A 22,627-nucleotide genomic window follows, 5' to 3' on the forward strand; every position below is an offset into this window, starting at 1 on the left:
GACCGTAAGGAGCCAGCCATGCGGATCACCTGTGTCGGCGGCGGTCCCGCCGGCCTCTACTTCGCGATCCTGGCGCGCAAGGCCGGGCACGAGGTCACCGTGCTGGAGCGCAACCCGGCCGGCGTCACCTACGGCTGGGGCGTGGTGTTCTGGGACGACCTGCTCGACGACCTGTTCCGGCACGACCCGGCCAGCGCCCGCCGGATCTGGGACGCCGCCTACAAGTGGGACGAGTACGCGGTCCGGGCCACCGGCAAGGCGGTCAACCACCTGGCCGGGTACGGGTTCAGCCTGGGCCGGCATCGGCTGCTCGACATCCTGTCGGCCCGCGCGGTCGAACTGGGCGTCGACCTGCGCTACCGATCGGAGGTGGCGGACGTGCCCGCGTCCGATCTGGTGGTCGCCTGCGACGGCGCGGGCAGCCGGATCCGGGAGCAGAACGCCGCGCACTTCGGCGCCGAGACCGCCTACGGTCGCAACCGCTACATCTGGCTCGGCACGCCGAAGGTGTTCCGCACGTTCACGTTCGGCTTCGAGAAGACCGAGGCCGGCTGGATCTGGTTCCATGCCTATCCGTTCACCGACGAGGCGAGCACGTTCATCGTCGAATGCACGCCACAGACGTGGGCCGGGCTGGGCTTCGGCGAGCTTACCGGACGGGACGGCTGCGACCGGCTGGCCGGCATCTTCGCCGCGCACCTGGACGGCGAGCCGCTGATCGACCAGCGGGCCGAGAGCGGCGGCACCGGCTGGATGAGCTTCCGCCGGGTCACCAACCGCCGCTGGGACCTCGGGACCACGGTGCTGATGGGCGACGCCGCGCACACGACGCACTTCGCGATCGGTTCCGGCACGAAGCTGGCCATGCAGGACGCGATGGCCCTGGCCTCGGCCCTGTCCCCGAGCGATGATCTGGGCGCGTCCCTGGAGCGTTACGAGCACACCCGCAAGGCGGCACTGGCCCCGCTGCAGCAGGCGGCGCTGGCGAGCAGTGAGTGGTTCGAGCGGATGGACCAGTACGGCGACCTGCCCGCCAAGCAGTTCTCCTACGCGCTGTCCAACCGGCGCGGCGAGTACCCGCTGTGGCGCTATCTGCTGCACGTGTCGACGCAGAGCGGCCCGTCGCGGGCGATGCTGCGCCAGGCGCTGACGCTACGCCGCTGGAGCCGGGCGCGGCGCCGGTCGGGCGGCGCCGGCGCCGGCGGGTTCGGGGGCGGCGGTTTCGGGGGCGGCGAGCAGCACCGCCGCGATCCGGCGCACGTCGGCGGCTGAGCAGCGATGGTCGACGGGGACGGTGAGCATCCGCGCGGCGAGGTCGGCCGCCTCGTCGTCCCCGCTCCACACGCCGCCGCGGTCCTGCCGCCAGTGCACCGGCGCGTAGATGCCGTGCGCGGCCAGCCGCCGCAGCAGGGCGTCCCGCCGGTTCTGGTCGGCGCAGACCAGTTGCGCCCGGAACGGGCCGGCCTCGACCGGTACCTCGGCGGCCAGCGCGCGGGCGTTGTCGATACCCTGCCGCCGCAGGCCGGCCGCGTCCAGCAGCGGCAGTACGGCGGCGGTGAACGCGCTGGCCGGCCCGGCGTCGCCGAGCAGGGTGTGCTCGCCGCGCTGCTGCAGCGCGCGGAAGTCGTCCTTGGCGACCGGGCGACCGTCGAGCCAGGCCGCTTTGAGCAGCATGCCGGCCAGCTTGAGGTGGGCGCCCTCGCTCTCTCCGCCGGCGGGTCGCGGCACCTGGTGGCCGCGGGGCGACCAGAGGAGGCCGCCGTCGGGCACCGGCAACGTCTTGCGCAGCGAGGCGACGGCGAACGGCGCCCGGGAGCTCCGAGCCCAGGTGCTCAGCGGATCGTGTGAGTGGTCCTCGACGACGGTGACCGCCGGATGGGCCGCGATCCAGTCGTTCCACGGCTCACCGTGATCCCGTCCGAACAGGTTCTGGGCGAGCACCAGGTCACCGGGGCGCGCGCGCAGCGTCGCCCAGCGCGGGCCGCCCTCGTCCGGCAGATGCCGGTACCACGCGATCGGGATCTCGGCCGAAAGCGCCTCGGCGACCCCCATGCAGAAGTAGGACGGGATGTGCAGCCGGCCGCGCAGGCGCAGATGGCGGAGCAGGGCGGTCAGCGCGCCGCAGCCGGTGGCGAACAACTCGCCGCCGGCGGGCAGCCAGTCGCCGCCGCCGGCGGTCAATGCGGCCGGATCCCAGTGGAACTCCGAACCGATATCCAGCGGCCCCATCTCAAGCGGCACGGCGTACGTCATGGGCCTGGCGCCTTTGGATGTTGAGCTCGTCGACGTGCACCGGCGGCTCACCGCGCTGCAGCGAGGTCGCGGTCCGCCACAGGATGCGCAGGTCGAGCGCGGGCGACCAGTGGTCGACATACCACCGATCGAGCACGAAGCGCTGGGCCCAGTCGATGTCCTCCCGGCCGTTGACCTGCGCCCAGCCGGTGATGCCCGGCCGGACCTCGAGCCGCCGCCGGTCCTGTTCGGTGTAGTTGGCGACCTGCGGCAGCACGTCCGGCCGCGGTCCGACCAGGTTCATCTGCCCGGTCAGCACGTTCACCAGCTGGGGCAGCTCGTCCAGGCTGGTGCGGCGCAGGAACCGGCCGCAGCGGGTGATCCGGGGATCGTCCCGGAGCAGGCCGAACGGGTCGCTGAGCCCGATCTCCTCGGCCATCTTCACCGAGTCGTGCACCATCGATCGGAACTTGTACATCCGGAACGGCACGCCGTCGCGGCCCGCGCGGTCCTGGACGAACAGCACGCCCTTGCCGTCGGCGACCCGGATCCAGGCAGCGATCACGAGCAGCGCCGGCGCGAGCAGGATCAGCGCCAGGGCGGCGATGACACGGTTGGCGAGGTCCCACATTGTCCTGGTCACAGCGACTCCACGGTCGGTCCGGTCAGGCGATGGCGGGTGTCCAGCACGTATCCGGCGTGCCGGACCACCAGGTCGAGGTCGAAGGCGTCGTGATCGGCGAGCAGCAGCACCGCGTCGGCGGCGGCGACCTGCCCGGGGTCGAGCGGCACGAGCGTCACCCGGGAGTCGATGTGCGCGTCCTCGACCACGTGCGGGTCGGCGGCGCGCACGTCGGCGCCCATCTCCAGCAGCAGGGCGGCGATCCGGCGGGCCGGCGACTCCCGGGCGTCGCCGCTGTTCCGCTTGTACGCCAGGCCGAGCAGCAGCACGGTCGAGCCGTTGACCGCCTTCCGCTGCCGGTTGAGGGCCGCGACCAGGCGGCGGCACACGTACTCGGGCATGTGGTTGTTGATGTCGTTGGCCAGCTCGACGAAGCGGAAGCTCTGGCCGAGCGCGCGCTGCACCCGCCAGGACAGGTAGGACGGATCGATCGGCAGGCAGTGGCCGCCGACGCCCGGTCCGGGCACGAACTTGTGGTAGCCGAACGGCTTGCTGGCGGCGGCGTCGATCGCCTCCCAGACGTCGATGCCGAGGCCGTGTGCGTACACCGCCAGCTCGTTGACCAGCGCGATGTTGACGTGCCGGAACGTGTTCTCCAGCAGCTTGACCAGCTCGGCGACGCGGGTGTCGCTCACCGGCACGACGGTGTCCACGATCGACGCGTAGAACGCCCGAACGCTCTCCAAGGAATCTGGATTTATCCCGCTCACGACCTTGGGCGTGCTCACGAGCGTCCACTCCCGGTTGCCCGGGTCGATGCGCTCGGGGCTGTAGCCGAGGTAGAAGTCGACGCCGGCGACGAGCCCGGAGCCCTCCTCGAGGATCGGGGCGACGAGATCACCGGTCGTGCCGGGATAGGTGGTCGACTCCAGCGCCACGGTCGAGCCTGGTCGCAGATAGCGGGCCAGCGTCCGAGCGGCGCCTTCTATGTATGACAGATCCGGCAGGCCCTCGCGGAGCGGCGTGGGCACCGAAATCACCGCCACGTCGAAGCCGGCGCAGGCACGCGGATCGGACGCGGGGTGGAACGTTCCGGCATCCAGGATCTCCCGCACGGTTTCCGAGGCGATGTCATCCACATAGGACTCGGCGGCGGCGAGGCGCTTGATGCGCTCCTCGTCGACGTCGAAGCCGACCACGTCGTGCCCGACCTGGGCCGCCCGCACGGCGAGCGGCAGACCCACGTACCCCTGCCCGACCACCACGACTCGCATTCAGTGCCTCCCGTTCCGGTGGGCCACGGTCAGCGCCGGGCTCTCCGCCAGCCACCGCAGCACCGCGATCAGGTCCTTACGGGCCGCGGTGGGATCGAGCAGCGACAGCACCGCGCCGTCCAGCGGCGGCACCGGCACCTGCGACAGCAGCGGGTGATGCGGCCGCCGGTCCTCCTCCCCCGGCCCGAGCAGCACCTCGTGCAGCTTCTCGCCGGGCCGCAGCCCGGTGTAGACGACCTGGATGTGCCGGTCGGCGGTCTCGGCCAGCCGCCGGGCCACGTCGGCGATCCGCACCGGCTCGCCCATGTCCAGCACCAGCACCTCGCCCGCGCTGTCCAGCGCACCGGCCTGCACGACCAGGCGAACCGCCTCCTGCACGGTCATGAAGTAGCGGGACACCTCGGGGTCGGTCACCGTGATCGGCCCGCCGGAGGCCACCTGCGCCTCGAACGCGGTGAGCACCGACCCGCGGCTGCCCAGCACGTTGCCGAACCGCACGCTGCAGTACGTGCCGGGCGACGACTCGTCCGCGGCCGCGGTGAGCCGCTCGGTGATGCGCTTGGAGTAGCCGAGCACGCTGCACGGGCCGGCGGCCTTGTCGGTGGAGATGTTCACGAACCGCTCGACGCCGTGCCGCAGCGCCGTCTGCAGCACCTGGTAGGTGCCGAGGATGTTCGTCTTGAGCGCCTCGGAGGGGTGCATCTCCAGCAGCGGCAGGTGTTTGAGCGCCGCGGCGTGGAACACCACCTGCGGCCGGTGCTCGCGGAACACCTCGTCGAGGCGCTGCTGGTCGCGGATGTCGGCGACCACGAGATTGCGGTCGTCGAGCAGGCCGCGGCCGTCCAGCGACAGCTGCACGGCGTGCAGGCCGGACTCGTCCCGGTCGAGCATCACCAGCCGGTCCGGGTGGAACGGGGCCACCTGACGGCACAGCTCCGAGCCGATCGACCCGCCGGCGCCGGTGACCAGCACCCGCCGGCCCTCCAGATAGCCGGCGATCGCGGCCAGGTCGATGCCGATCTCGCGACGGCCGAGCAGATCGGCGTGGCTGACCGGGCGGATGTCCTCGATGCGTACGGTGCGGCCGAACAGCTCGACCACCGGGGGCACGACCTTGACGTCGACGTTCATCTCCCCGGCGAGCGCGCTCAGCTCGCGCACCAGGTCGGCGCCGGCGCTCGGGATGGCGATGAGCACGGCGTCGGCGCGGTACCGGCGGACCACCTCGGGCAGCGCCTGCCGGTTGCCGGTGACCGGCACGCCCATGATGCGCAGACTCCGCTTGCGCGGGTCGTCGTCGAGCAGCGCGACCGGGACGTACGGGCTGGACGGTGTGCGCAGCATCGCGCGGACGACCTGGGCCGCCCCCTCCCCGGCCCCCATCACCACCACCCGGCTGCCCTGCTCGGGCGACGGCCGTAGGCGGGAGTCCTGCAGCAGGCGCGCCGTGTAGCGCACTCCGGCCTGAAGCACCAATGCGATCAGGCCGGAGGCGATGATGGCCGAGCGCGGCACCAGCCGGCCCAGCAGCGTGTCGAGCACGAACACCGCGGGCGTGGTCACCGCGGCGGTCCGGGCGAGCGCCGCGATCTCCTCGAAGCAGCCGTACGACCACCGTCCGGTGTACAGCCCGAACCGGATGCCGGCGAGGCACTGCACGACGGCGGCGACCGCGGCCAGCTCCATCAGCCCGCCGCAGTCGACGTACCCCACGTCGCCGTCGTGCCGCAGCAGCGTCGCGATGAGCATGGCGACCGCGAGGGCCAGCGCGTCGGCGCCGGCTCGTGCGGCCCGGCCGGGGAGGGCAGTCCACCAGAGCGGGCTGCCCAGCCGCCATTCGCCAGGCGCTGCCCTCCGTAACTCCATCGGGTGCCCCCTGCCCGCGATAAAATGCTCGACAATTCCTTTTCGGAGCGTGCCAGCAGCTCGCCGGACAGGCACAGTAGCAATTGTCACGAGCAATGCGAGCACATTTCATGTTTGTTCTGCACGTGCTTCTACCAGGCCATTTGGCCTCTCCAACGTGGCCGATCGGCCGAGGAAAGCGATTTTGGCAAACATGAAGAACGTTTCACGATACCCGTGACATTTGCCTCTATCATTACTGACCATCGGTTGGCAGCGTCGATTTCCGGGGGTGGCGGAAAATGGAGTCGGCATGAGAGTGCTGCATGTCATCAGCGCGCTGGCCGAGGGCGGACCCGAACATCAGCTCCGCCTGCTGGTGCGCCGCCTGCCGCACGAGAGCGAGGTGGTCACGCTCTCCCGCCCGGGCGCGGTCGCGGACGCGCTGCGGGCCGGCGGCACGACCGTGCACGAGCTCGACGACCGCCGCGACGTCACCGCCGTCGTTCGCCTGCGGCGGCTCATCCGCCGCGGCCACTTCGACCTCGTGCACACCCACGTCCACCGGGCCTGCCTGCCCGGCCGGGTCGCGGCCCGGCTGGCCGGCGTGCCCCGGGTCGTCGCCACCGAGCATGACCTCACCGGCGAGGCCGGCCGGTTCTACCTGGCCGGCGAGCGGCTCGGCCGGGTCACCATCGCGGCCACCCGATCGGTCGCCGACCGGCTGCGCGGCTGGGGGGTGCCGGACGAGCGGATCGCGGTGATCCCCAAGGCGGTCGCCGCCGACGAGTTCCGCTTCGACCCCGCCCTGCGCGCCGCGGTCCGCGCCCGGCTCGGCATCCCGGCCGGCGCCGCGGTGGTCGGCGGCGTCGGCCGGCTCGAGCCCGGCGAGCGCTTCGACCGGCTGATCCGGGCCGTCGGCGAGGTGCCCGGCGCCACCCTGCTGCTGGTCGGCGACGGCCCCGCCCGCGACGCGCTGGAGCGGCTGGCCGCCATCGAGGGCATCGCCGACCGGGTGGTGTTCGCCGGGGCGGTCGCGCACGCGCGGGAGATGCTCTGCGCGATGGACGTCTTCGCGTCACCGTGCGAGCGGACGTACGGGCTGGTCGTGCTGGAGGCGCTCGCGGCCGGGCTGCCCGCGATCTACGCCCGCTGCGAGCCGCTCGACACGCCCGCCGCGCACGACCCGCCCGCCCCGCTCCGTGGGCCCGCCCCGCTCGACCCGCCCGCCGCCCGGCCCACGCCTGACGCCCAGGTCGACGCGCCCGCCGCCCGGCCCGCGCCTGCCGCCCCGCTCGACGCGCCCGCCGTCCCGGTCGACGGGCCCGCCTCCCCGGTCGCGCCTGCCACCCCGGTCGGCACGCGTGCCACCCCGCTCGACATGGCGGCCACCCCGCTCGACGCGCCCACGGCCCCGATCGAGGGTGCGAAACGGCTCACCCCGCACGACCGCGAGTCCCTGCCGCGGGCACTGCGCGTCGAACTGCTCTGCTGCCAGGAGCGCGACTTCCGCCGGCTGCCGCCGCGCACGGCCGGTGCCCGCTACGACGCCGACCACTTCGCCGACGAGGTCGATCGGGTCTACCGGCGCACCGGCGATCCGGCCGCCCCGCACACGTGAGCCACCGCCTCACCCAGCCCGCGGCACCGGGGCTGCGCAGCACCCCGCTCGACCGCCCCGCGCAATCCGGCCCGGCCGCCCCACGCGATCCGGCCCGGCCGCCCCGCGCGGTCAGGTCCGGGGCGGCTACCGCGCGGTCCTTTCCGGAGCAGCCAACGCGCGGCCGCGTCCGGGGCAGCCAGCGCGTGGTTCAGGTCGGGGGCGGCCAGCGCGCGGTCCGGTCTTGGTCCGGGCCCACCCGGCGGCCGGGGTCGGGGCGGGTGTTGCAACCAGCGGCCCTGGCACGCCGGGGACTCGTCTTGCGCTCGTACGGTAAGAGCAGCGGAAGGGAAACGCTCAGGTCTCCCACTCCGGTCTTTCCCCAAACCCCGCTATCCCCAGACCTCCTCGGCGGTCTCGACGATCAGGCGCAGCTTGGCGACCTCCTCGTCGTAGGAGAGCACGTTGCCCTCGACCGTCGACGAGAAGCCGCACTGCGGTGACAGGCACAGCTGCTCGAGCGGCACGTACTTACTCGCCTCGTCGATCCGGCGCTTCAGGGTGTCCTTCGACTCGAGGGCCCCGCGCTTCGTGGTCACCAGGCCGAGCACCACCGACTTGCCCGGCGGCACGAAACGCAGCGGGGCGAACCCGCCCGACCGGTCGTCGTCGTACTCGAGGAAGAACCCGTCGACCGCCAGCTCGCTGAAGAGCGCCTCGGCCACGAAGTCGTACCCGCCCTCGGCGGCCCAGGACGAGCGGAAGTTGCCCCGGCACATGTGCGTGGTCACGGCCAGGCCGGCCGGGCGGTCGGCGATCGCCGCGTTGATCTGCTTGATGTAGCGCAGGTGCTGGTGTTCGGCGTCGTCGCCGCGCTCGGTCAGCAGCCGTCGCTGCGCCGGGTCGTTCAGGTAGGCCAGGCTGGTGTCGTCGAGCTGGAGGTAGCGGCAGCCGAGCGCGGCGATCCGGCTGACCTGCTCGGCGTACGCGGCGCTCAGGTCCGACCAGAACCGCTCGTGATCGGGGTAGACGGCCGGATCGATCGCGGCCATCCCGCCGCGGTAGTGCACCATGCTCGGCGACGGGATGGTCAGTTTGGCGGTGACGCCGTCGCCGACAATCCCGTTCAGGAACGCGAAGTCGTCGCCGAAAATGGTCTCGGTGAGCCGGACCGGCTCGTCGATGGCCAGCGCGGCCGACTCGAAGTCGAGCTCACCGGCCGCGTTACGGAAGTGCACCTGGATCTTCTCGCTGGTGGGGTGGATGCCGCCGAGCCGATAGATGAAGTCCATGTGCCAGGACGTGCGGCGGAACTCGCCGTCGGTGGCCGAGCGCAGGCCGACCTCGCGCTGCATGCGGACGACGTCGCGGATCGCGTCGTCCTCGGCGGCGCGCAGCTCGTCGGCGTCGATCTTGCCGTCGGCGTGCTGCTGCCGGGCGTCGAGCAGGCGCCGCGGGCGCAGGAGGCTGCCGACGTGGTCGGCGCGGAACGGCGGGGTGTCGCGGAGCGTCATCGCAGGTACCCCCAGACGGGAAGATTCTGTCCCGGGAGCATACGCCCGCCGGCGACCGAAGCGCGCGTCCCGAAGATGTCCGGAGAAGGGGGAAACGAGCGACATGGCCAATGTTTCAGATAGTCGCTTCTGGACTCCTGCGGCCATTTCGGCTGGCCTGCGCGAAGATCCGCCAGATCTGCCTCGGTCGATCGGCTTTCTCGCGGTGTGGCGCGTGACAGCGGGCAGTACGTTGAAGCGGTGAGCAGGTTCGGTAAATGAGTGGCACAAATCTTTTTGCGCCGGGGCGGCAGTCTCCGCCACCGACGGCTCCGAATGGACAAGTAGCGGTGGAGAGGTAACGAGGTTCGCACTGGCGAGGTGGTCGCATGATCCGGGTTCTGGTGGTGCGGGACGAGGGATATTTCGGGGTCCCGGTGCGCGCGCTGATCGAGTCCAAACCCGACATGCACTACGTCGCGACGCTGCCGCTGGACGGCGGCCTGGTCGAGCGGTCCGTGCAGCTGTGGCCCACGGTGATCGTGTTCGACACCGAGTACATGGTGAGCCAGCTGCTGCCGTTCGCCTCCGACCTGCACGCCGCGATCCCGTCCTGCGCGATGCTGGTGCTCTCCGATCCGGCCAAGCGCGGCATGCTCCCGCCCCGGCGCCGGGCGGCCGGGCTCAACTTCCTGGTAAAGGGCGCTTCCGAGACGCTGCTGGCCGACTCGGTGCGCCGGCTGGCCAACGGCGAGCGGGTGGTGTCGCCCATGCTGCAGGCCGCATCGCTCAACGCCGATCGCGCGCTGAGCACGCGTGAGCTGGAGGTTCTCGGGCTCGCGGCGGAGGGTGAGTCGGTCAAGGACATCGCCAGCCGGCTTTACCTGTCCGGCGGCACGGTCCGCAACTACCTCTCGGCGATCATCTCGAAGACCGGTGCGCGCAACCGGCTGGACGCGATCCGGATCGCTCGCAAGGACGGCTGGTTGCACTGAACTTCCGCTGACGGCCCGGCCCGGCACGTACCGTTGGCGGAGATGCAGCACCCTTATTTCGTCGTCCCCGGGCCGCCGATCCTGCTGCCGCTCGGCGTGCTCCTGATGGTCGTGTCCTGGCTCGTGTTGCGCCGCCGCGCGCAGGCGACCCCGCTCCGCCTCGCGGCGACCTGGCTGGCCGCGTGGTACGCGGTGGCCGTCGTGGGCGCGACCCTGCTGCCGCTGCATCTGTCCTGGGGCACCGCACCGGAGTACTTCCGGATCAATCCGATCCCGTTCCTCCACGTACGCCCCCGCGATTCTGCTTTGAATGTCGTGATGACATTGCCGTTCGCGGCGGCGCTGCACGTGGTCTTCGGGATTCGCGACAAAATGCGGGTGCTTCGGTTCGGCCTGCTGCTCAGCGCGTCGATAGAGATCACCCAGGCCGTGCTGATCCTGACCGTGCACGACAATCGCTGGGCCGAGACGATGGACATCATCGCGAATGTGCTCGGCGTCTATGTCGGTTACCTCGCATTCGATCGACTGCTGCGCCTGGCCGCCGTGCGCCGGCTGGTCGCGGCGGCCGGCCCGCCGACGCCGGAACCCACCCCGGCGGCGGAGCCAGGGTGAATCCCGGGTGCGCCCGGGCCGCGCGCGGGCCAGTCTTGGGTGCATGACCGAGGTGAACGAGAAGAGCAAGGACATCGCCGACCTGGCCGCGCTGCTGAAGGACACGGCCGAGCACCACGGCTCGTTCGAGGCGGTGGCGCCGCCGCACGACTGGTGGGACTGGTATGCCGCCTACATGGTGGCCCGCCGCAACGGCGACGGCGAGAAGGACGCCGTCGCGTTCGGTGACAAGTACATGGCCGACGTCAAGGGCATCGTCGTGCCGCCCGAGGCAGTCAGCCGAAGGTGAAGCTGTAGGTCTCGGCGCCCGGGTCGAGGAAGGTGATCTCGGCGGTGCGGTCGGCGACGTCGCTCTGGCGGACCAGCTGATAGAGCCGCCGATCGCCGATCTCGCCGTACCCGTCCGGGTCGATGTCCGCGCCGGCCGCCGTGCCCGGTGGCCGGCCGTCGAGCAGCAGCTGGAAGCGGACCGGGCCGGGCGCGCCCATCACCAGGTTGAGATCGCGGGCGTGGAACCGGTTCAGGATCCGCCCGCCGGCCGCGGTCGCGACGGTGGCCTGCTCCCCCACCGTCCAGTCGCCGGCCAGCGCCCACTCGTTCAGACGGAGCCGGTCGGGCGCGTCGTAGCGGTGCGGTTTGCCGGGGAAGAAGCCGTCCGGCGAGGCGAAGCGCTCGGCGCGTTCGTATCCGGTGTAGTTCTCCGGCGACCGCAGCGTCGACCAGTCGGCGGCGACCTCGACCGGCCGCGGCTCGACCGACACCACCGTGCGGTCGGGGTCGTCCACGAGACGTTGGATCGCCATTTCCGTACGGGCGTACTCGCCCTCGCCGAAGTGGTGGTACCGGATCCGGCCCTGGCCGTCGGCCAGGTACAGGGCCGGCCAGTAGTGGTTGTCGAACGCCCGCCAGACCGCGTAGTCGTTGTCCAGCGCGACCGGGTAGCCGACCGCGTCGCCCTGCGCCTCACGGCGGACGTTGCCCGGGTCGTGCTCGAAGCCGAACTCCGGGGTGTGCACGCCGACCACGACCAGGCGCTTGCTCGCGTACTTGGCGGCCCAGGCCCGCACGTACGGCAGCTGGCGCAGCCAGTTCACGCAGGTGTACGTCCAGAAGTTGACCAGTACCACCCGCCCGTGCAACTCGTGCCGGGTCAGGGGCGGCGAGTTGAGCCATCCGGTCGCGCCCTCGAAGCCCGGCAGTTCACCCTCGACCGGCAGCCCCGCCGCCGATCCGTGCAGCCAATGTGGCGTCATCTCGTCCCCCTGTCTCCGATGCCTCCACGATGGCAGCGCCGGGGCCCGCGGCGCACCCGGTCCCGCGTAGCGGTGGTGACGGCCAGCGCGTTGGCCGTCACCACCAGGACCATTCCGGCCCACCGGTGCGCCGCCGGGAGCTGGCCGAGCAGGGCGACGCCGGCCAGCGTGGCGAGCACCGGATGGCAGCTCATGAAGACGCCGAAGAGCCGGGCCGGGACGTGCCGCAGCACGATCAGATCGGCGGCGTAGGGGACGGCCGAGCTCAGCAGGCCGGCGGTCACGGCGTACGGAAGGCCCTCGGTTTTGATCGTCAGCAGCACCGGGAGGTAGAGCAGCACGCAGCAGGTGGCCGCCACCGCGGGGGCCTGCAGGCCGGGCAGGCGCGCGCCGACCAGGCGGTTGAGCAGGATGTACGCGGCCCAGCACGCCGCCGCGAGCAGGCCGAGGCCGACGCCGAGGTAGTCGCTCGACCGGCCGGGCAGCACCAGGACATAGACGCCGGTCGCCGCGATGCCGGCGCAGAGCAGATCCGTGCGGGTACGGGAGCCGGCCAGCGCCACGGCGAGCGGGCCGAGGAACTCGAGCGTCACCGCGAGACCGAGGCCGACCCGGTCGATGGCCGTGTAGAGGCTGAGGTTCATGGTCGCGAACACGAGGGCGAGCAGCAGCGTCGGCCACCATTGCGACCAGGTGAAGCGGCGGATGTCCGGGCGGGCGGCGGGCAGCAGCACGGCGGCCGCGACGACCTGGCGGACGGCGACCACGCCGGCCGGCCCGATCAGCGGGAAGGCCTGGGCACCGATCGCGGCGCCGACCTGGTTGCTCGCGGCGCTGCCGAGCATCGCCCCGATGCCGGCGACGGTTCCGGTGCTCATCGGCTCAGCGTGCGGGTTTCCGATCGTGAAGAGAAATGCGTGGACCGTCGCGGTTATACGCTGCGCGCATGAATGTGCAGCTGCGTCACCTGGCGGCGCTGGTCGCGGTCGCCGACGCCGGCACGTTCACCGAGGCGGCCATCGACCTGGGACTTTCGCAGGCAGCGGTGTCGCGAGCGATCGCCGGGCTGGAGGCGGCGCTGGGCGCGCGGCTGTTGCAGCGCACCACCCGGCAGGTGACGCTGACCGCGACCGGCGCCCGGGTGCTGCCGGCCGCCCGCCGGGTGCTCGAGGAGGTCACCCATCTCGAACGAACGGTCGCCCGGCACCATCAAGAGCTGCGGATCGGGTACGCCTGGGCGGCGCTGGGCAAGCACACCAGGCGGCTGCAGCGGGCGTGGCAGTCCGCGCATCCCGGCGTGCCGCTGGTCTTCGTGCAGTCCGGCACGTCGACCGCCGGCCTGGCCGAGGGGGTCGCCGATGTGGCGGTCCTGCGCCGCCCCCTCGACGACGATCGCTTCGCGACGGCGCTGATCGGTTCGGAGGCCCGGTACGCCGCGGTCGCCACCGACAACGCACTCGCCCGGCGGCGGTCGGTGCGGATGGCCGAGCTCGCGCGCTACACGGTCGCGCTGGACAGCCGCACCGGAACGACCACGCCCGGACTGTGGCCGCCCGGTCACGCACCGGTCTCGACCCGCGAGTCGCACGGCGTCGACGAATGGCTGACTCTGATCGCGGCCGGCCAGGCGGTCGGCGTGACCTCGGAGGCGACCGCAAACCAGAACCCACGACCGGGCGTCGCCTACCGCCCGGTGCGCGATGCCCCGCCGATCGAGGTGCGGCTCGCCTGGTGGCGCGACGACCCCCCGCCGCGACTGTCCGAACTGGTCGCGCTGGCCCGCTCGCTCATCTCCGGCCGCTGATCGGTCCGCCCACCCCGACCGACCGAGCGGTTCGCTCATTTCAGGAGGTGGGTGAGGCCGGCCGCCTCGAAGGCTGCGCGCACGTCGTCGATGCCCTCGGTGAAGTGCGACCAGCTGTCCACATGCGCGGGTATGACCGTTTCGACGCCCAGGATGCGGGCCGCCTCGGCCATCCCCGCGCCGGAGAGGGTCAGGTTCGCGTCGCCGACGAGTGGGGTGCGGGCCGCTCCGCCGAAGAGCACGGCGACCGCGATCGACGGGAAGCGGTCGGCGATCTCCCGCACCACGCGCAGCGAGGCGTTGTCGCCGCTGACGTAGACGGTCGGCTCGGCGGCGGCCGCCAGGACGAAGCCGGTGACCGGGCCGACCAGGGGTTCCGAGCCGTCCGGACCGTGCTGCGCGGGGACGGCGGTGACGCGTACGCCAACGTGCAGCTCGATCGTCTCCCAGGGCGCGAGTCCCCGGACCGGGTCGCCGAGCCGCGCAGCGGCGGTCGGCGTGCTCAGCACGAGCGGCGCCGCGAGCGCGACCCGCCGACCGGCCCGATCGAGATTGTCCGGGTGCTGATCGTGCGACAGCAGCACCACGTCGGCGGCTTCGGGCGGGCCGGCCGGCGGAGCGGTCTTGGTCAGTTTGCGATCGCCGATCGGGTAGTCGCCCGGCTCGTCGAAGGTCGGATCGGTCAGAAACGACAGCCCGCCGAACGTGAACGCCACGGTGGGGCCGCCGAAGGAGCGGAAGGTCATGCGCACATCCTCCGGCGGCGCCGAGCCGAGGCGCAGTGGCTGGAAAGACATCCTGCGATAGGTTCAAGCCATGACCCGCAGTCGCACCACGGTCGGCATCCTGATCGGCGACGACGCGCCGATGCTCGAGGTCGCGGTCGCGCCGCGGGTGTTCGGCTTCGACCACACCGCGCGAGGCGGCCCGCGGTTCGACGTGCGCGTCGCCGGCGAGCACGACGGTCCGATGACCACCACGGCCGGCATCACCCTCACCGCGCCCTGCCCGGTCGACGCGCTCGACGACGCCGGCCTGGTCATCGTCCCCGGCTGGCGGCAACCGGGCGGTCCGCCGGTGCGTGCCGAGATCCTCGCCCGCCTGCGCCGGGCTCACGACGAGGGCGCCACCGTGGTCGGGCTGTGCCTCGGCGCGTTCGTGCTCGCCGAGGCCGGCCTGCTCGACGGCCGCCACGCCACCACCCACTGGCGGTACCTGTCCGGCCTGGCCCGGGAACACCCGGCGATCAAGGTCGTCGACGACGCGCTCTACGTCGACGAGGGCACGGTGGTCACCAGCGCGGGCAGCGCCGCCGGCCTCGACGCCTGCCTGCACCTGCTGCGTCGCGAGCACGGCCCCGAGGTCGCCAACGCCGCGGCCCGCGCGCTGGTGGTGGCGCCGCAACGGCCCGGCGGCCAGACCCAGTTCGTCGACCGCCCGATCCCGCGCCTGCCGGCCGGCGACGCGGTCGCCGACGCGATGAGTCACGCGCTCGGTCACCTCGCCGACCCGGCGCTCGACGTCGACCGGCTCGCCGCGGTCGCGCATGTCAGCCGCCGCACCTTCGACCGCCGCTTCCGCGAGGCGGCCGGCTGCTCACCGCTGCAATGGTTGCTCCACCAGCGCGTCCTGCACGCCCAGGACCTGCTGGCCGGCAGCGACCTCACCGTCGACGCGGTGGCGCGGGCCAGCGGCTTCACCGACGGCGTGGCGATGCGCCCGCACTTCCGGCGCATCCTGGGCGTCTCACCGCAGTCCTACCGCGCCAGCTTCCGTACCACACCCGGCTGATCATGGAGGCGCTCCGGCGTCCCGGTCACCGCCCGGAGGTCACGTCGGCGATCGCTCGGTCGAGGATCTCCAGGCCCAGGTCCAGCTCGGCGATCGACGAGGTCAGCGGCGGCGCGATCCGGAAGACGCCGCCCATGCCGGGCAGCTGCACGACGTTCATGTGTAGCCCCAGCTCCAGGCAGCGGCGGGTGACCGCGCCGCCCAGCTCGTCCGAGGACTCCTTGGTGTCGCGGTCGAGCACCAGCTCCACACCGACCAGCAGGCCGCGCCCGCGCACGTCGCCGACCACCCGGTGCTGCCGGCCGAGATCGAGCAAACCCTTCCGCAGGTACGCGCCGAGCTCCGCGGCCCGCCGATCGAGCTCGTCCTTCGCCAGCACGTCCAGGACCGTGTTGCCGACCGCCGCGACGAGCGGATCCGACACGTGCGTGGTGAAGAACAGGAACCCGCGTTCGTGCGCGGTCCGCTCGATCTCGGCACCGGTCACCACCGCGGCGAGCGGCAGGCCGGCGCCGAGCGTCTTGGAGAGCGTGAGAATGTCGGGGACCACGCCGTCGCGCTGGAACGCGTACCAGTCGCCGGTGCGGCACAGGCCGGTCTGCGCCTCGTCGAGGATCAGCAGGCCGCCGCGCTCGTGGCACTTGTCGCGCAGGGCGGCCAGGTAGCCGGGCGGCAGGTCGAGCACGCCGCCCGAGCTGAGGATCGGTTCGACGATGACGGCGGCGAGGCTGCCCACCGACTGCGCGTCGAACAGGTCGAACGCGTAGTCGAGCTGACGTCGCCAGTCGAGCTCGCCGTTGGCGTCGGTGAAGTCGGGCCGGTAGGCGTTCGGGGTGGGGATGGCGAAGTTGCCCGGGGCGGCCGGGCCGTACCCCTTGCGGCCGGCGGAGTAGGTGGCGCTCGCCGCGGCCTGGGTCATGCCGTGCCAGGACCGCCCGAACGAGACGATCTCGTGACGGCCGGTGACCAGCTTGGCCATCCGGATCGCGGCCTCGTTCGACTCGGCGCCGGTGGTCAGCAGCAGCACCTTCTCGAACGGGTCGGGCAGGGTCTCGGCGAGGCGGCGGGCGAGGTCGACGACCGGGCGGCTGAGCATGCCGCTGAACAGGTGGTCGAGGGTGCCGACCTGACGCCGCACGGTCGCCACCACGTCGGGGTGCGAGTGGCCGAGGATGGCGCTCATCTGCCCGGACGTGAAGTCGAGCAGCCGGCGGCCGTCGGCGGTGTGGACGAAGCTGCCCTCGGCCCGCTCGATGATCTCGGGCACGAAACGGCCGGCGCCGGAGTAGCGGATCAGGTGGCGCTCGGCATCGGACCAGAACGAATCAGCCATGCCATCGACGCTAGAAACCGCCCGAGCGTCATGTCCATCTCAGGTTTCCGCCGTTGCTGTTAAGCGGAGCCGCACAATCGAGGTCATGACGCTCAACCCCTGGCGGCTGCGGCTGCTCGCCGACCTCGCGACATTCGGTACCGTGCGGGCGGTCGCGCAGCGGGGGAACCTCAGCCCCTCGGCGGTGTCGCAGCAGCTGGCCACGTTGGAGCGGGAGACCCGCACCGCCCTGCTCGAACGCACCGGCCGCCGGGTGCGCCTGACCGCCGCCGGCGTGCTGCTGGCCGGCCGGGCCCGGGAGATCCTCGCCGCGATGGACGCCGCCGAGGCCGAGTTGCGCGGCCTCGCCGACGAGCCGGCCGGCACCGTCACGCTCGCCGCGTTCCAGAGCGCCGTGCACGCCCTGGCCGAACCTGCGGTGGCCCGGCTGGCCGAGCGACACCCCGACGTCACCGTCGTGCTGCTCGAGCTCGAACCGCACGACAGCATGCCCGCGCTGCGTCGCGGCGATGTGGACGTCATCATCACCACGACCGACTTCGTCGGCGCCGAGCTCGACCCGGCGATCGATCTGGTGCCGATCGCCGAGGACGAGATCGTGCTGGTGCTGCCGGCCGGTCATCCGCTGACCGCGCAGGACGCGGTCGGCCTGCAGGCGTGCGCGGCGCAGCGGTGGACGTTCGACGTCAGCGGCTCGTACATGTCGGAGCTGGCCACCCGGCTCTGCCGCGAGGCCGGATTCGAGCCGTCGGTGATCTGCCGGTTCAACAACTACATGATCGCGCTGCAGCACGTGGAGAAGTCCCGGTCGATCGCGCTGCTGCCCAGCCTCGCGATCGACCCCCGATACCGGGTGGCGACGCGGCCGCTGGACCCGCCGCTCACCCGGCGGATCACCGCGGCCGTCCGCCGCCCGGCCACCCCGCGCCCGGAGGTGACCGCCGTCCTCACCGCCCTGCGCTCACCTCCACGCTCCATCGAGGCCGGCAGGTGATCAGGCCGGCACCGCGGGGAGGTTGGCCAGGGCGGCCTTGACCGCCTCGCCGGACAGCTCGTGGTCGACCATGTCGCCGGCCAGGAAGCGGCCGTAGGCGGCCAGGTCGAGATGCCCGTGCCCGCACAGCGCGGTCAGGATCACCTTCTCCTCGCCGGTCTCCTTGCAGCGCAGCGCCTCCTCGATGCAGGCCGCCAGCGCGTGCGTCGGCTCGGGCGCCGGGATGATGCCCTCGGTCCGGGCGAATCGGATACCCGCCTCGAAGCACTCCTTCTGCGTCTTCGCGACCGCTTCGATCAGGCCGAGCTCGTAGATGTGCGACAGCAGCGGGGACATGCCGTGATACCGGAGGCCACCCGCGTGGATCGGGTCGGGGATGAACTCGTGCCCCAGCGTGTGCATCTTCATCAGCGGGGTCATTCCGGCGGTGTCCCCGAAGTCGTACGCGTAGCTGCCCTTGGTCAGTGACGGGCAGGAGGCGGGCTCGACGGCGCGGATCGTGGGCGCCATCCGGCCGGCCAGCTTCTCGCGCAGGAACGGGAACGCGAGGCCGCCGAAGTTGGACCCGCCGCCGGTGCACCCGACGATCAGGTCGGGCGCCACGCCGGCCTTCGCCATCTGCAGGAGCGCCTCCTCGCCGATGATCGTCTGATGCAGGAGCACGTGGTTGAGCACGCTGCCCAGCGCGTAGTTGGTGTCCGGGTTCTGCGCCGCGACCTCGACCGCCTCGCTGATCGCGATGCCGAGCGAACCGGGCGAGTCCGGGTCGGCGGCCAGCACCTGCCGGCCCGCCTCGGTCAGCGCGGACGGGGACGGGTGGATGGTCGCCCCGAACGTCTCGATCATGATTTTCCGGTACGGCTTCTGGTCGTACGAGGCGCGGACCTGCCAGATCTCGCACTCCAGCCCGAACTGCGCACTGGCGAACGCGAGCGCGGTCCCCCACTGCCCGGCCCCGGTCTCGGTGGTGAGCCGGCGTACCCCGGCGGCCGCGTTGTAGAACGCCTGCGGCACGGCGGTGTTCGGCTTGTGCGAGCCGGCCGGCGACACCCCCTCGTACTTGTAGTAGATCTTCGCGGGGGTGCCGAGCGCCTTCTCCAGCCGCCGGGCGCGGTAGAGCGGCGACGGCCGCCAGAGCCGGTAGACGTCGAGCACCTCCTCGGGGATGTCGACGTAGCGCTCGGCGGTGACCTCCTGCTCGATCAGCGCCATCGGGAAGAGCGGGGCGAGGTCGTCCGGCCCGACCGGCTGCAGGGTGCCGGGGTGCAGGACGGGAGGCGGCGGACCGGGCAGGTCCGGCACGATGTTGTACCAGCGCCGCGGCATCTCCGATTCGGACAGCTGGATCTTGGTGGCGTCGTCGCTCATCCCTGGATCATCGCTCTTGGCGACGCCGGGGGGAATCAGCGCAGCAGGCCGAACACCACGCCCGCGACCACCGCGCCGATCGCGGCGCCGACGATCACCTGGGCCACCGTGTGGTCGCGCAGCCGCACCCGCGACCATCCCACCGCCGCGACCACCACCATGGTGACCAGCAGCGCCGGGCCGTAGACGAGCACCAGCACCACCGCCGAGGCGGCCGCCACGCCGGCGTGGACGCTCGACTTCCAGTAGTGGTTGACCGCCGTCGCGACCGCCCCGCCGGCGAACGAGGCGACGATCAGCGCGACCAGCTCGCGCGGTGCGTGCAGGGCGAGCAGCAGGATCAGGCCGATCAGGACCGACCCGAGGCCGAAGAGCAGGGGGCGGGTCCGCTGGGAGCGCTCGCCGATGTGCCGATCGCTGAGCCGGCCCCGGCGCACCCCGCGCAGGATCATCGCGTACGGGATGACGGCGCAGAACAGGCTCGCCAAGAGCCCCCACCCCAGGCCCTCGAGCGGCGACCCGGCCGCGTGCAGGCCGATGATCAGCGGCAGCACCGCGGCCAGGACGGCGGGCGCGAACACCTCGGTGAGGACGCGAGCGACGGTCCTGGACCCACGCCCGCGGCCGATGGCGACGAAGTCCATGATCGGTGACGCTATCCTGCCGGGCATCCGGGGCGCAGGATGGGGGCATGACCCCTCCCGATGTCATCGAGGACCTCGCGGCCGAGCAGGACCAGATCGAGGCCCTGCTCACCAAGCTCTCCCCTGCCGACTGGCTGACCCCGTCGGCCGCCGCCGGCTGGACGATCGCCGACGTCGTGCTGCATCTCGCCCAGACCGAGGAGGCCGTCTGCGCCGCGCTCGGCACCGGCCGCCCACCCGTCCGGTGGGGCGACTACGGCTCGACTGTGGACGATGCGATGGACGCCATGGTCCGCAGTCAGCGCGCCGAGCCCGCCGAGGTCTTCGAGCGCTGGCGGACCGCCCACCGGGAGTCGATCGCCGCCCTGCGTGCCGCCGATCCGCAGCGCCCGGTGCAGTGGGTGGCCGCGCCGCTCAAGCCGCCCGCGCTGGCCACCACCCGGCTGGCCGAGCACTGGGCGCATGCCGCGCTGGACATCGCGCCGCCGCTCGGCCTCGACTATCCGGACACCGCCCGGCTCCGGCACATCGCCTGGCTCGGGCACCGCACCCTTCCCTACGCCTTCCGGGTCGCCGGCCTGCCGGTCGTCGAGGTGTTCTGCGACCTGACCGCGCCGGACGGCTCGGCGTGGCGGTTCGGCGATCCGGCCGCGGAGTCGGCCATCACCGGCTCCGCCGGCGCCTTCTGCCGGGTGGGCGCGCAACGTCTCGCGCCGTCCGCCTCCGGGCTGCAAACCAAGGGTGCGTACGGCGAGGTAGCGTTGCGCCTTCTCCGCAACTACGCGGCGAGCTGACCGGAGCGAACCGCCCACGGAGGCGGGCACGTAAGAGGCGTAGCGCTTTCGCGTCTTTCGTGCGAGGGGTGGTCGGCCGAACGGGGCGTTCCCCGCGACACGGGCGAAATCCACACTGGCCCGGTGATGAATCGGACGCCCTTGTGGATGCCGCCGCGGAGGCGGAGCTTCTGGTCGCGGCTCACTCCGGTGCAGCGGGTCGGTCTGCTCGGGGCCGCGCTGCTGCTGCCCCTCTGCGGCGGGACGATGATGGCCGGCGCGCTCACCGGCTCGTCGACGGCCGTCGAGACCCCGGCCGCCGAGCGGCTGGCCGGCGTCCCGGCCGCGCGCGACCGCGGCACCGCGGCGGCGGAGCCGGGCGCGGTGCCGACCGTCGAGGCGACCACCGACGCGCCCACCACCGAGCCCACCGCGGAACCCTCCACCGAGCCCGCCGTGCAGCCCAAGGTCGAGGCCGTCGTCAGCCGGAAGACGGTCACCGTGCGTAAGTCGATCGCGTACGCGACGAGGAAGGTCGACGACGACACCCTGGCGAAGGGCAAGACCAGGGTGCGGACCCCGGGGGTGGCCGGCGTCCGCACGCTCACCTACAAGGTGACCCTGACCGGCGGCCGGGAGAGTGGTCGCACGCTGGTCCGGGACGTCGTCACCAAGCAGCCGGTGACCGAGGTGGTGGCGGTCGGCACCAAGGTGGCCGGCGGCGGCGACTGCGACCCGAACTACACACCGTGCGTTCCGGTCGCCGGGGACGTGGACTGCGCCGGTGGCGGCGGCGACGGCCCGGCGTACGTCCAGGGACCGGTCTACGTGACCGGCGACGACATCTACCACCTCGACCGGGACGGCGACGGCGTCGGCTGCGACCACTGATCCGGCGGCTTTTGCCGGTTTACTGCGTTCTCGCGCCCAGGGCTAGGCTGTCACCTTCCGTACCGATCAACAGCGCGTCACCGGCGTCGCACAGGCTGCCAGCCGGACGCCGGTGACCTGCATCTTCGCCAAGATTCGGAAATGACCGGCCGAATCCCGGGAAAATGGCCGACCACCAGGGCGAATGCAGCTCACTTAAGGATTACTAAAGGAACTGTGGTGCTCGGCAATTCGCTATTGACCGCGGGGCCATCATGTGTGGCGTGGCGATCGAATCACGCGACCTCACCGTTCCCAAGCATAGACATCGAGCGAATCCGTACCCTTATCACGAGGGCAACCGGTCAACAAGTACGCACCCGCGCACCATTGAATACGAAGAAGAGGTAAAGGACGCCGGGCGCGGCGAAGCCATTCAGGGGCTTACCCGCGACGTGCTCATTCACCGTTCGCTCGAAGTCTCGCCGAACGGCTTCATCACCATCGTCAGCATCATCCAGGGTGTGGCGCTGGCACTCCTCGCGCAGAACACATTCGAGAAGCCGTCCGTGCTGGTCGTCGCACAGAGCGTGGCGCTCATGATGATTTTTGTGGTGGTTTTCTACTTCTACCTGACGATGAGCGTGATGCTCCGCTGGGCGCCGAGCTTCCTGGACAGCTTCCTGCCATTCGCGATCGCCGGCCTGGAGATTCCGCCGGCGTTCTTTCTCGGCAACGCGGCCGGGTGGAGCATGTGGCTCGCCGCGCTGTGGTTCGTGATCGTGGCCGGCCTGTGGACGACCGCGAAATGGTCGCCACCCTCGCATTTCGGCCGGCGGCGACTGGCGCACACCCGATGGCACCAACTACAACACGAGTTGCAACTGAGCGCGAGTTGCGGCGGCTTCGCGGTGGCGTTCTGCGGGCTGCTCGCCGCGGCCGTGCCCGCGGGCCGGCTCGCCTTCGGGCTGCTGAGCACGCTCACCGTGCTGGTGACGGTCGGCGTGGTGGTGTGGCGGATCGAGATCCGGTCCGCCCAGATCCACTCGATCTACCGCGTTCACCGGCCGCCTTTCAACTGACCAGAAGGCATTGCGCTCCGTGGCGACGCGGCCTACGTT

Annotated in this window: 22 protein-coding genes; 11 read left to right on the forward strand and 11 right to left on the reverse strand. The window is 71.9% G+C overall.

The window, feature by feature from the left end:
- Positions 1-18 precede the first annotated feature (18 nt).
- Positions 19-1,272, forward strand: a complete 1,254-nt coding sequence (locus ODJ79_RS21675) for an FAD-dependent monooxygenase (protein WP_263025350.1) — start codon at positions 19-21, stop codon at positions 1,270-1,272.
- Here ODJ79_RS21675 and ODJ79_RS21680 read toward each other — a convergent pair.
- The 4 genes from ODJ79_RS21680 to ODJ79_RS21695 are packed head-to-tail and all read right to left on the reverse strand — an operon-like array spanning position 1,153 to position 5,994.
- Positions 1,153-2,253 (reverse strand): hypothetical protein, encoded by a 1,101-nt coding sequence (locus ODJ79_RS21680; protein WP_263025351.1) that lies wholly within the window; start codon positions 2,251-2,253, stop codon positions 1,153-1,155. The genes ODJ79_RS21675 and ODJ79_RS21680 overlap by 120 nt on opposite strands.
- Positions 2,231-2,875 (reverse strand): sugar transferase, encoded by a 645-nt coding sequence (locus ODJ79_RS21685; RefSeq protein WP_263025352.1) that lies wholly within the window; start codon positions 2,873-2,875, stop codon positions 2,231-2,233. The genes ODJ79_RS21680 and ODJ79_RS21685 overlap by 23 nt, the downstream gene beginning before the upstream one ends.
- On the reverse strand, positions 2,872-4,128 hold the full coding sequence (locus ODJ79_RS21690) for a nucleotide sugar dehydrogenase (protein WP_263025353.1): 1,257 nt from the start codon (positions 4,126-4,128) through the stop codon (positions 2,872-2,874). Before ODJ79_RS21690 ends, ODJ79_RS21685 begins: the two co-directional genes overlap by 4 nt.
- The gene (locus tag ODJ79_RS21695; protein WP_263025354.1) at positions 4,129-5,994 is read right to left on the reverse strand and encodes a polysaccharide biosynthesis protein; all 1,866 of its coding nucleotides are present in this window, start codon (positions 5,992-5,994) and stop codon (positions 4,129-4,131) included.
- A 292-nt stretch (positions 5,995-6,286) separates the two neighbouring features.
- On the opposite strand from ODJ79_RS21695, the gene ODJ79_RS21700 reads away from it, so the two are divergent.
- Complete coding sequence (locus ODJ79_RS21700) at positions 6,287-7,594, forward strand: glycosyltransferase (RefSeq protein WP_263025355.1); 1,308 nt, start codon at positions 6,287-6,289, stop codon at positions 7,592-7,594.
- Between the two features lie 371 nt (positions 7,595-7,965).
- Here the strand turns inward: ODJ79_RS21700 and ODJ79_RS21705 are convergent, their stop codons facing one another.
- Positions 7,966-9,087 carry a 5-methyltetrahydropteroyltriglutamate--homocysteine S-methyltransferase gene (locus ODJ79_RS21705; RefSeq protein WP_263025356.1) on the reverse strand — a complete coding sequence of 374 codons (1,122 nt, stop codon included), beginning with the start codon at positions 9,085-9,087 and terminating at the stop codon, positions 7,966-7,968.
- A gap of 368 nt (positions 9,088-9,455) precedes the next feature.
- Between ODJ79_RS21705 and ODJ79_RS21710 the strand changes: the two genes are divergently transcribed.
- Genes ODJ79_RS21710 through ODJ79_RS21720 form a run of 3 tightly spaced genes read left to right on the forward strand, consistent with a single transcriptional unit; the run spans position 9,456 to position 10,965 of the window.
- Positions 9,456-10,061 carry a helix-turn-helix transcriptional regulator gene (locus tag ODJ79_RS21710; RefSeq protein ID WP_263025357.1) on the forward strand — a complete coding sequence of 202 codons (606 nt, stop codon included), beginning with the start codon at positions 9,456-9,458 and terminating at the stop codon, positions 10,059-10,061.
- Between the two features lie 42 nt (positions 10,062-10,103).
- Positions 10,104-10,676 (forward strand): VanZ family protein, encoded by a 573-nt coding sequence (locus tag ODJ79_RS21715; protein ID WP_263025358.1) that lies wholly within the window; start codon positions 10,104-10,106, stop codon positions 10,674-10,676.
- Positions 10,677-10,719: 43 nt separating this feature from the next.
- Positions 10,720-10,965 carry a bleomycin resistance protein gene (locus ODJ79_RS21720; RefSeq protein ID WP_263025359.1) on the forward strand — a complete coding sequence of 82 codons (246 nt, stop codon included), beginning with the start codon at positions 10,720-10,722 and terminating at the stop codon, positions 10,963-10,965.
- Here ODJ79_RS21720 and ODJ79_RS21725 read toward each other — a convergent pair.
- Together ODJ79_RS21725 and ODJ79_RS21730 are read right to left on the reverse strand one after the other, a co-directional pair.
- A complete protein-coding gene (locus ODJ79_RS21725; protein ID WP_263025360.1) occupies positions 10,952-11,929 on the reverse strand; it encodes a redoxin domain-containing protein in 978 nt (325 codons plus the stop codon). The two genes, ODJ79_RS21720 and ODJ79_RS21725, sit on opposite strands and share 14 nt — an antisense overlap.
- Positions 11,926-12,807, reverse strand: coding sequence for an EamA family transporter (locus ODJ79_RS21730; RefSeq protein ID WP_263025361.1), 882 nt, complete (start codon positions 12,805-12,807; stop codon positions 11,926-11,928). The genes ODJ79_RS21725 and ODJ79_RS21730 overlap by 4 nt, the downstream gene beginning before the upstream one ends.
- Positions 12,808-12,875: 68 nt before the next feature.
- On the opposite strand from ODJ79_RS21730, the gene ODJ79_RS21735 reads away from it, so the two are divergent.
- Positions 12,876-13,733, forward strand: coding sequence for a LysR family transcriptional regulator (locus tag ODJ79_RS21735; protein ID WP_263025362.1), 858 nt, complete (start codon positions 12,876-12,878; stop codon positions 13,731-13,733).
- Between the two features lie 35 nt (positions 13,734-13,768).
- On the opposite strand, the gene ODJ79_RS21740 is transcribed toward ODJ79_RS21735, so the two are convergent.
- Entirely contained in the window at positions 13,769-14,530 is a 762-nt protein-coding gene (locus ODJ79_RS21740; protein WP_263025363.1) for an MBL fold metallo-hydrolase, read from the reverse strand.
- 19 nt (positions 14,531-14,549) lie between these two features.
- Here ODJ79_RS21740 and ODJ79_RS21745 point away from each other — a divergent pair, with 19 nt between their 5' ends.
- The gene (locus ODJ79_RS21745; RefSeq protein WP_263025364.1) at positions 14,550-15,524 is read left to right on the forward strand and encodes a GlxA family transcriptional regulator; all 975 of its coding nucleotides are present in this window, start codon (positions 14,550-14,552) and stop codon (positions 15,522-15,524) included.
- Between the two features lie 25 nt (positions 15,525-15,549).
- On the opposite strand, the gene ODJ79_RS21750 is transcribed toward ODJ79_RS21745, so the two are convergent.
- Complete coding sequence (locus tag ODJ79_RS21750; RefSeq protein ID WP_263025365.1) at positions 15,550-16,857, reverse strand: aspartate aminotransferase family protein; 1,308 nt, start codon at positions 16,855-16,857, stop codon at positions 15,550-15,552.
- 85 nt (positions 16,858-16,942) lie between these two features.
- On the opposite strand from ODJ79_RS21750, the gene ODJ79_RS21755 reads away from it, so the two are divergent.
- On the forward strand, positions 16,943-17,851 hold the full coding sequence (locus tag ODJ79_RS21755; protein WP_263025366.1) for a LysR family transcriptional regulator: 909 nt from the start codon (positions 16,943-16,945) through the stop codon (positions 17,849-17,851).
- Here ODJ79_RS21755 and ODJ79_RS21760 read toward each other — a convergent pair whose 3' ends face one another.
- A complete protein-coding gene (locus tag ODJ79_RS21760) occupies positions 17,852-19,219 on the reverse strand; it encodes a TrpB-like pyridoxal phosphate-dependent enzyme (RefSeq protein ID WP_263025367.1) in 1,368 nt (455 codons plus the stop codon).
- A 35-nt stretch (positions 19,220-19,254) separates the two neighbouring features.
- A complete protein-coding gene (locus tag ODJ79_RS21765) occupies positions 19,255-19,863 on the reverse strand; it encodes a phosphatase PAP2 family protein (RefSeq protein WP_263025368.1) in 609 nt (202 codons plus the stop codon).
- Positions 19,864-19,910: 47 nt separating this feature from the next.
- Between ODJ79_RS21765 and ODJ79_RS21770 the strand changes: the two genes are divergently transcribed.
- From ODJ79_RS21770 to ODJ79_RS21780, 3 genes are all read left to right on the forward strand, one after another.
- Entirely contained in the window at positions 19,911-20,657 is a 747-nt protein-coding gene (locus tag ODJ79_RS21770; RefSeq protein ID WP_263025369.1) for a maleylpyruvate isomerase family mycothiol-dependent enzyme, read from the forward strand.
- 189 nt (positions 20,658-20,846) lie between these two features.
- The gene (locus tag ODJ79_RS21775; protein ID WP_263025370.1) at positions 20,847-21,527 is read left to right on the forward strand and encodes a G5 domain-containing protein; all 681 of its coding nucleotides are present in this window, start codon (positions 20,847-20,849) and stop codon (positions 21,525-21,527) included.
- 263 nt (positions 21,528-21,790) lie between these two features.
- Positions 21,791-22,588, forward strand: a complete 798-nt coding sequence (locus ODJ79_RS21780) for a hypothetical protein (RefSeq protein ID WP_263025371.1) — start codon at positions 21,791-21,793, stop codon at positions 22,586-22,588.
- Positions 22,589-22,627 lie beyond the last annotated feature (39 nt).

This window comes from Actinoplanes sp. KI2, assembly GCF_025630775.1.
In the GTDB taxonomy this organism is placed as follows: domain Bacteria; phylum Actinomycetota; class Actinomycetes; order Mycobacteriales; family Micromonosporaceae; genus Actinoplanes.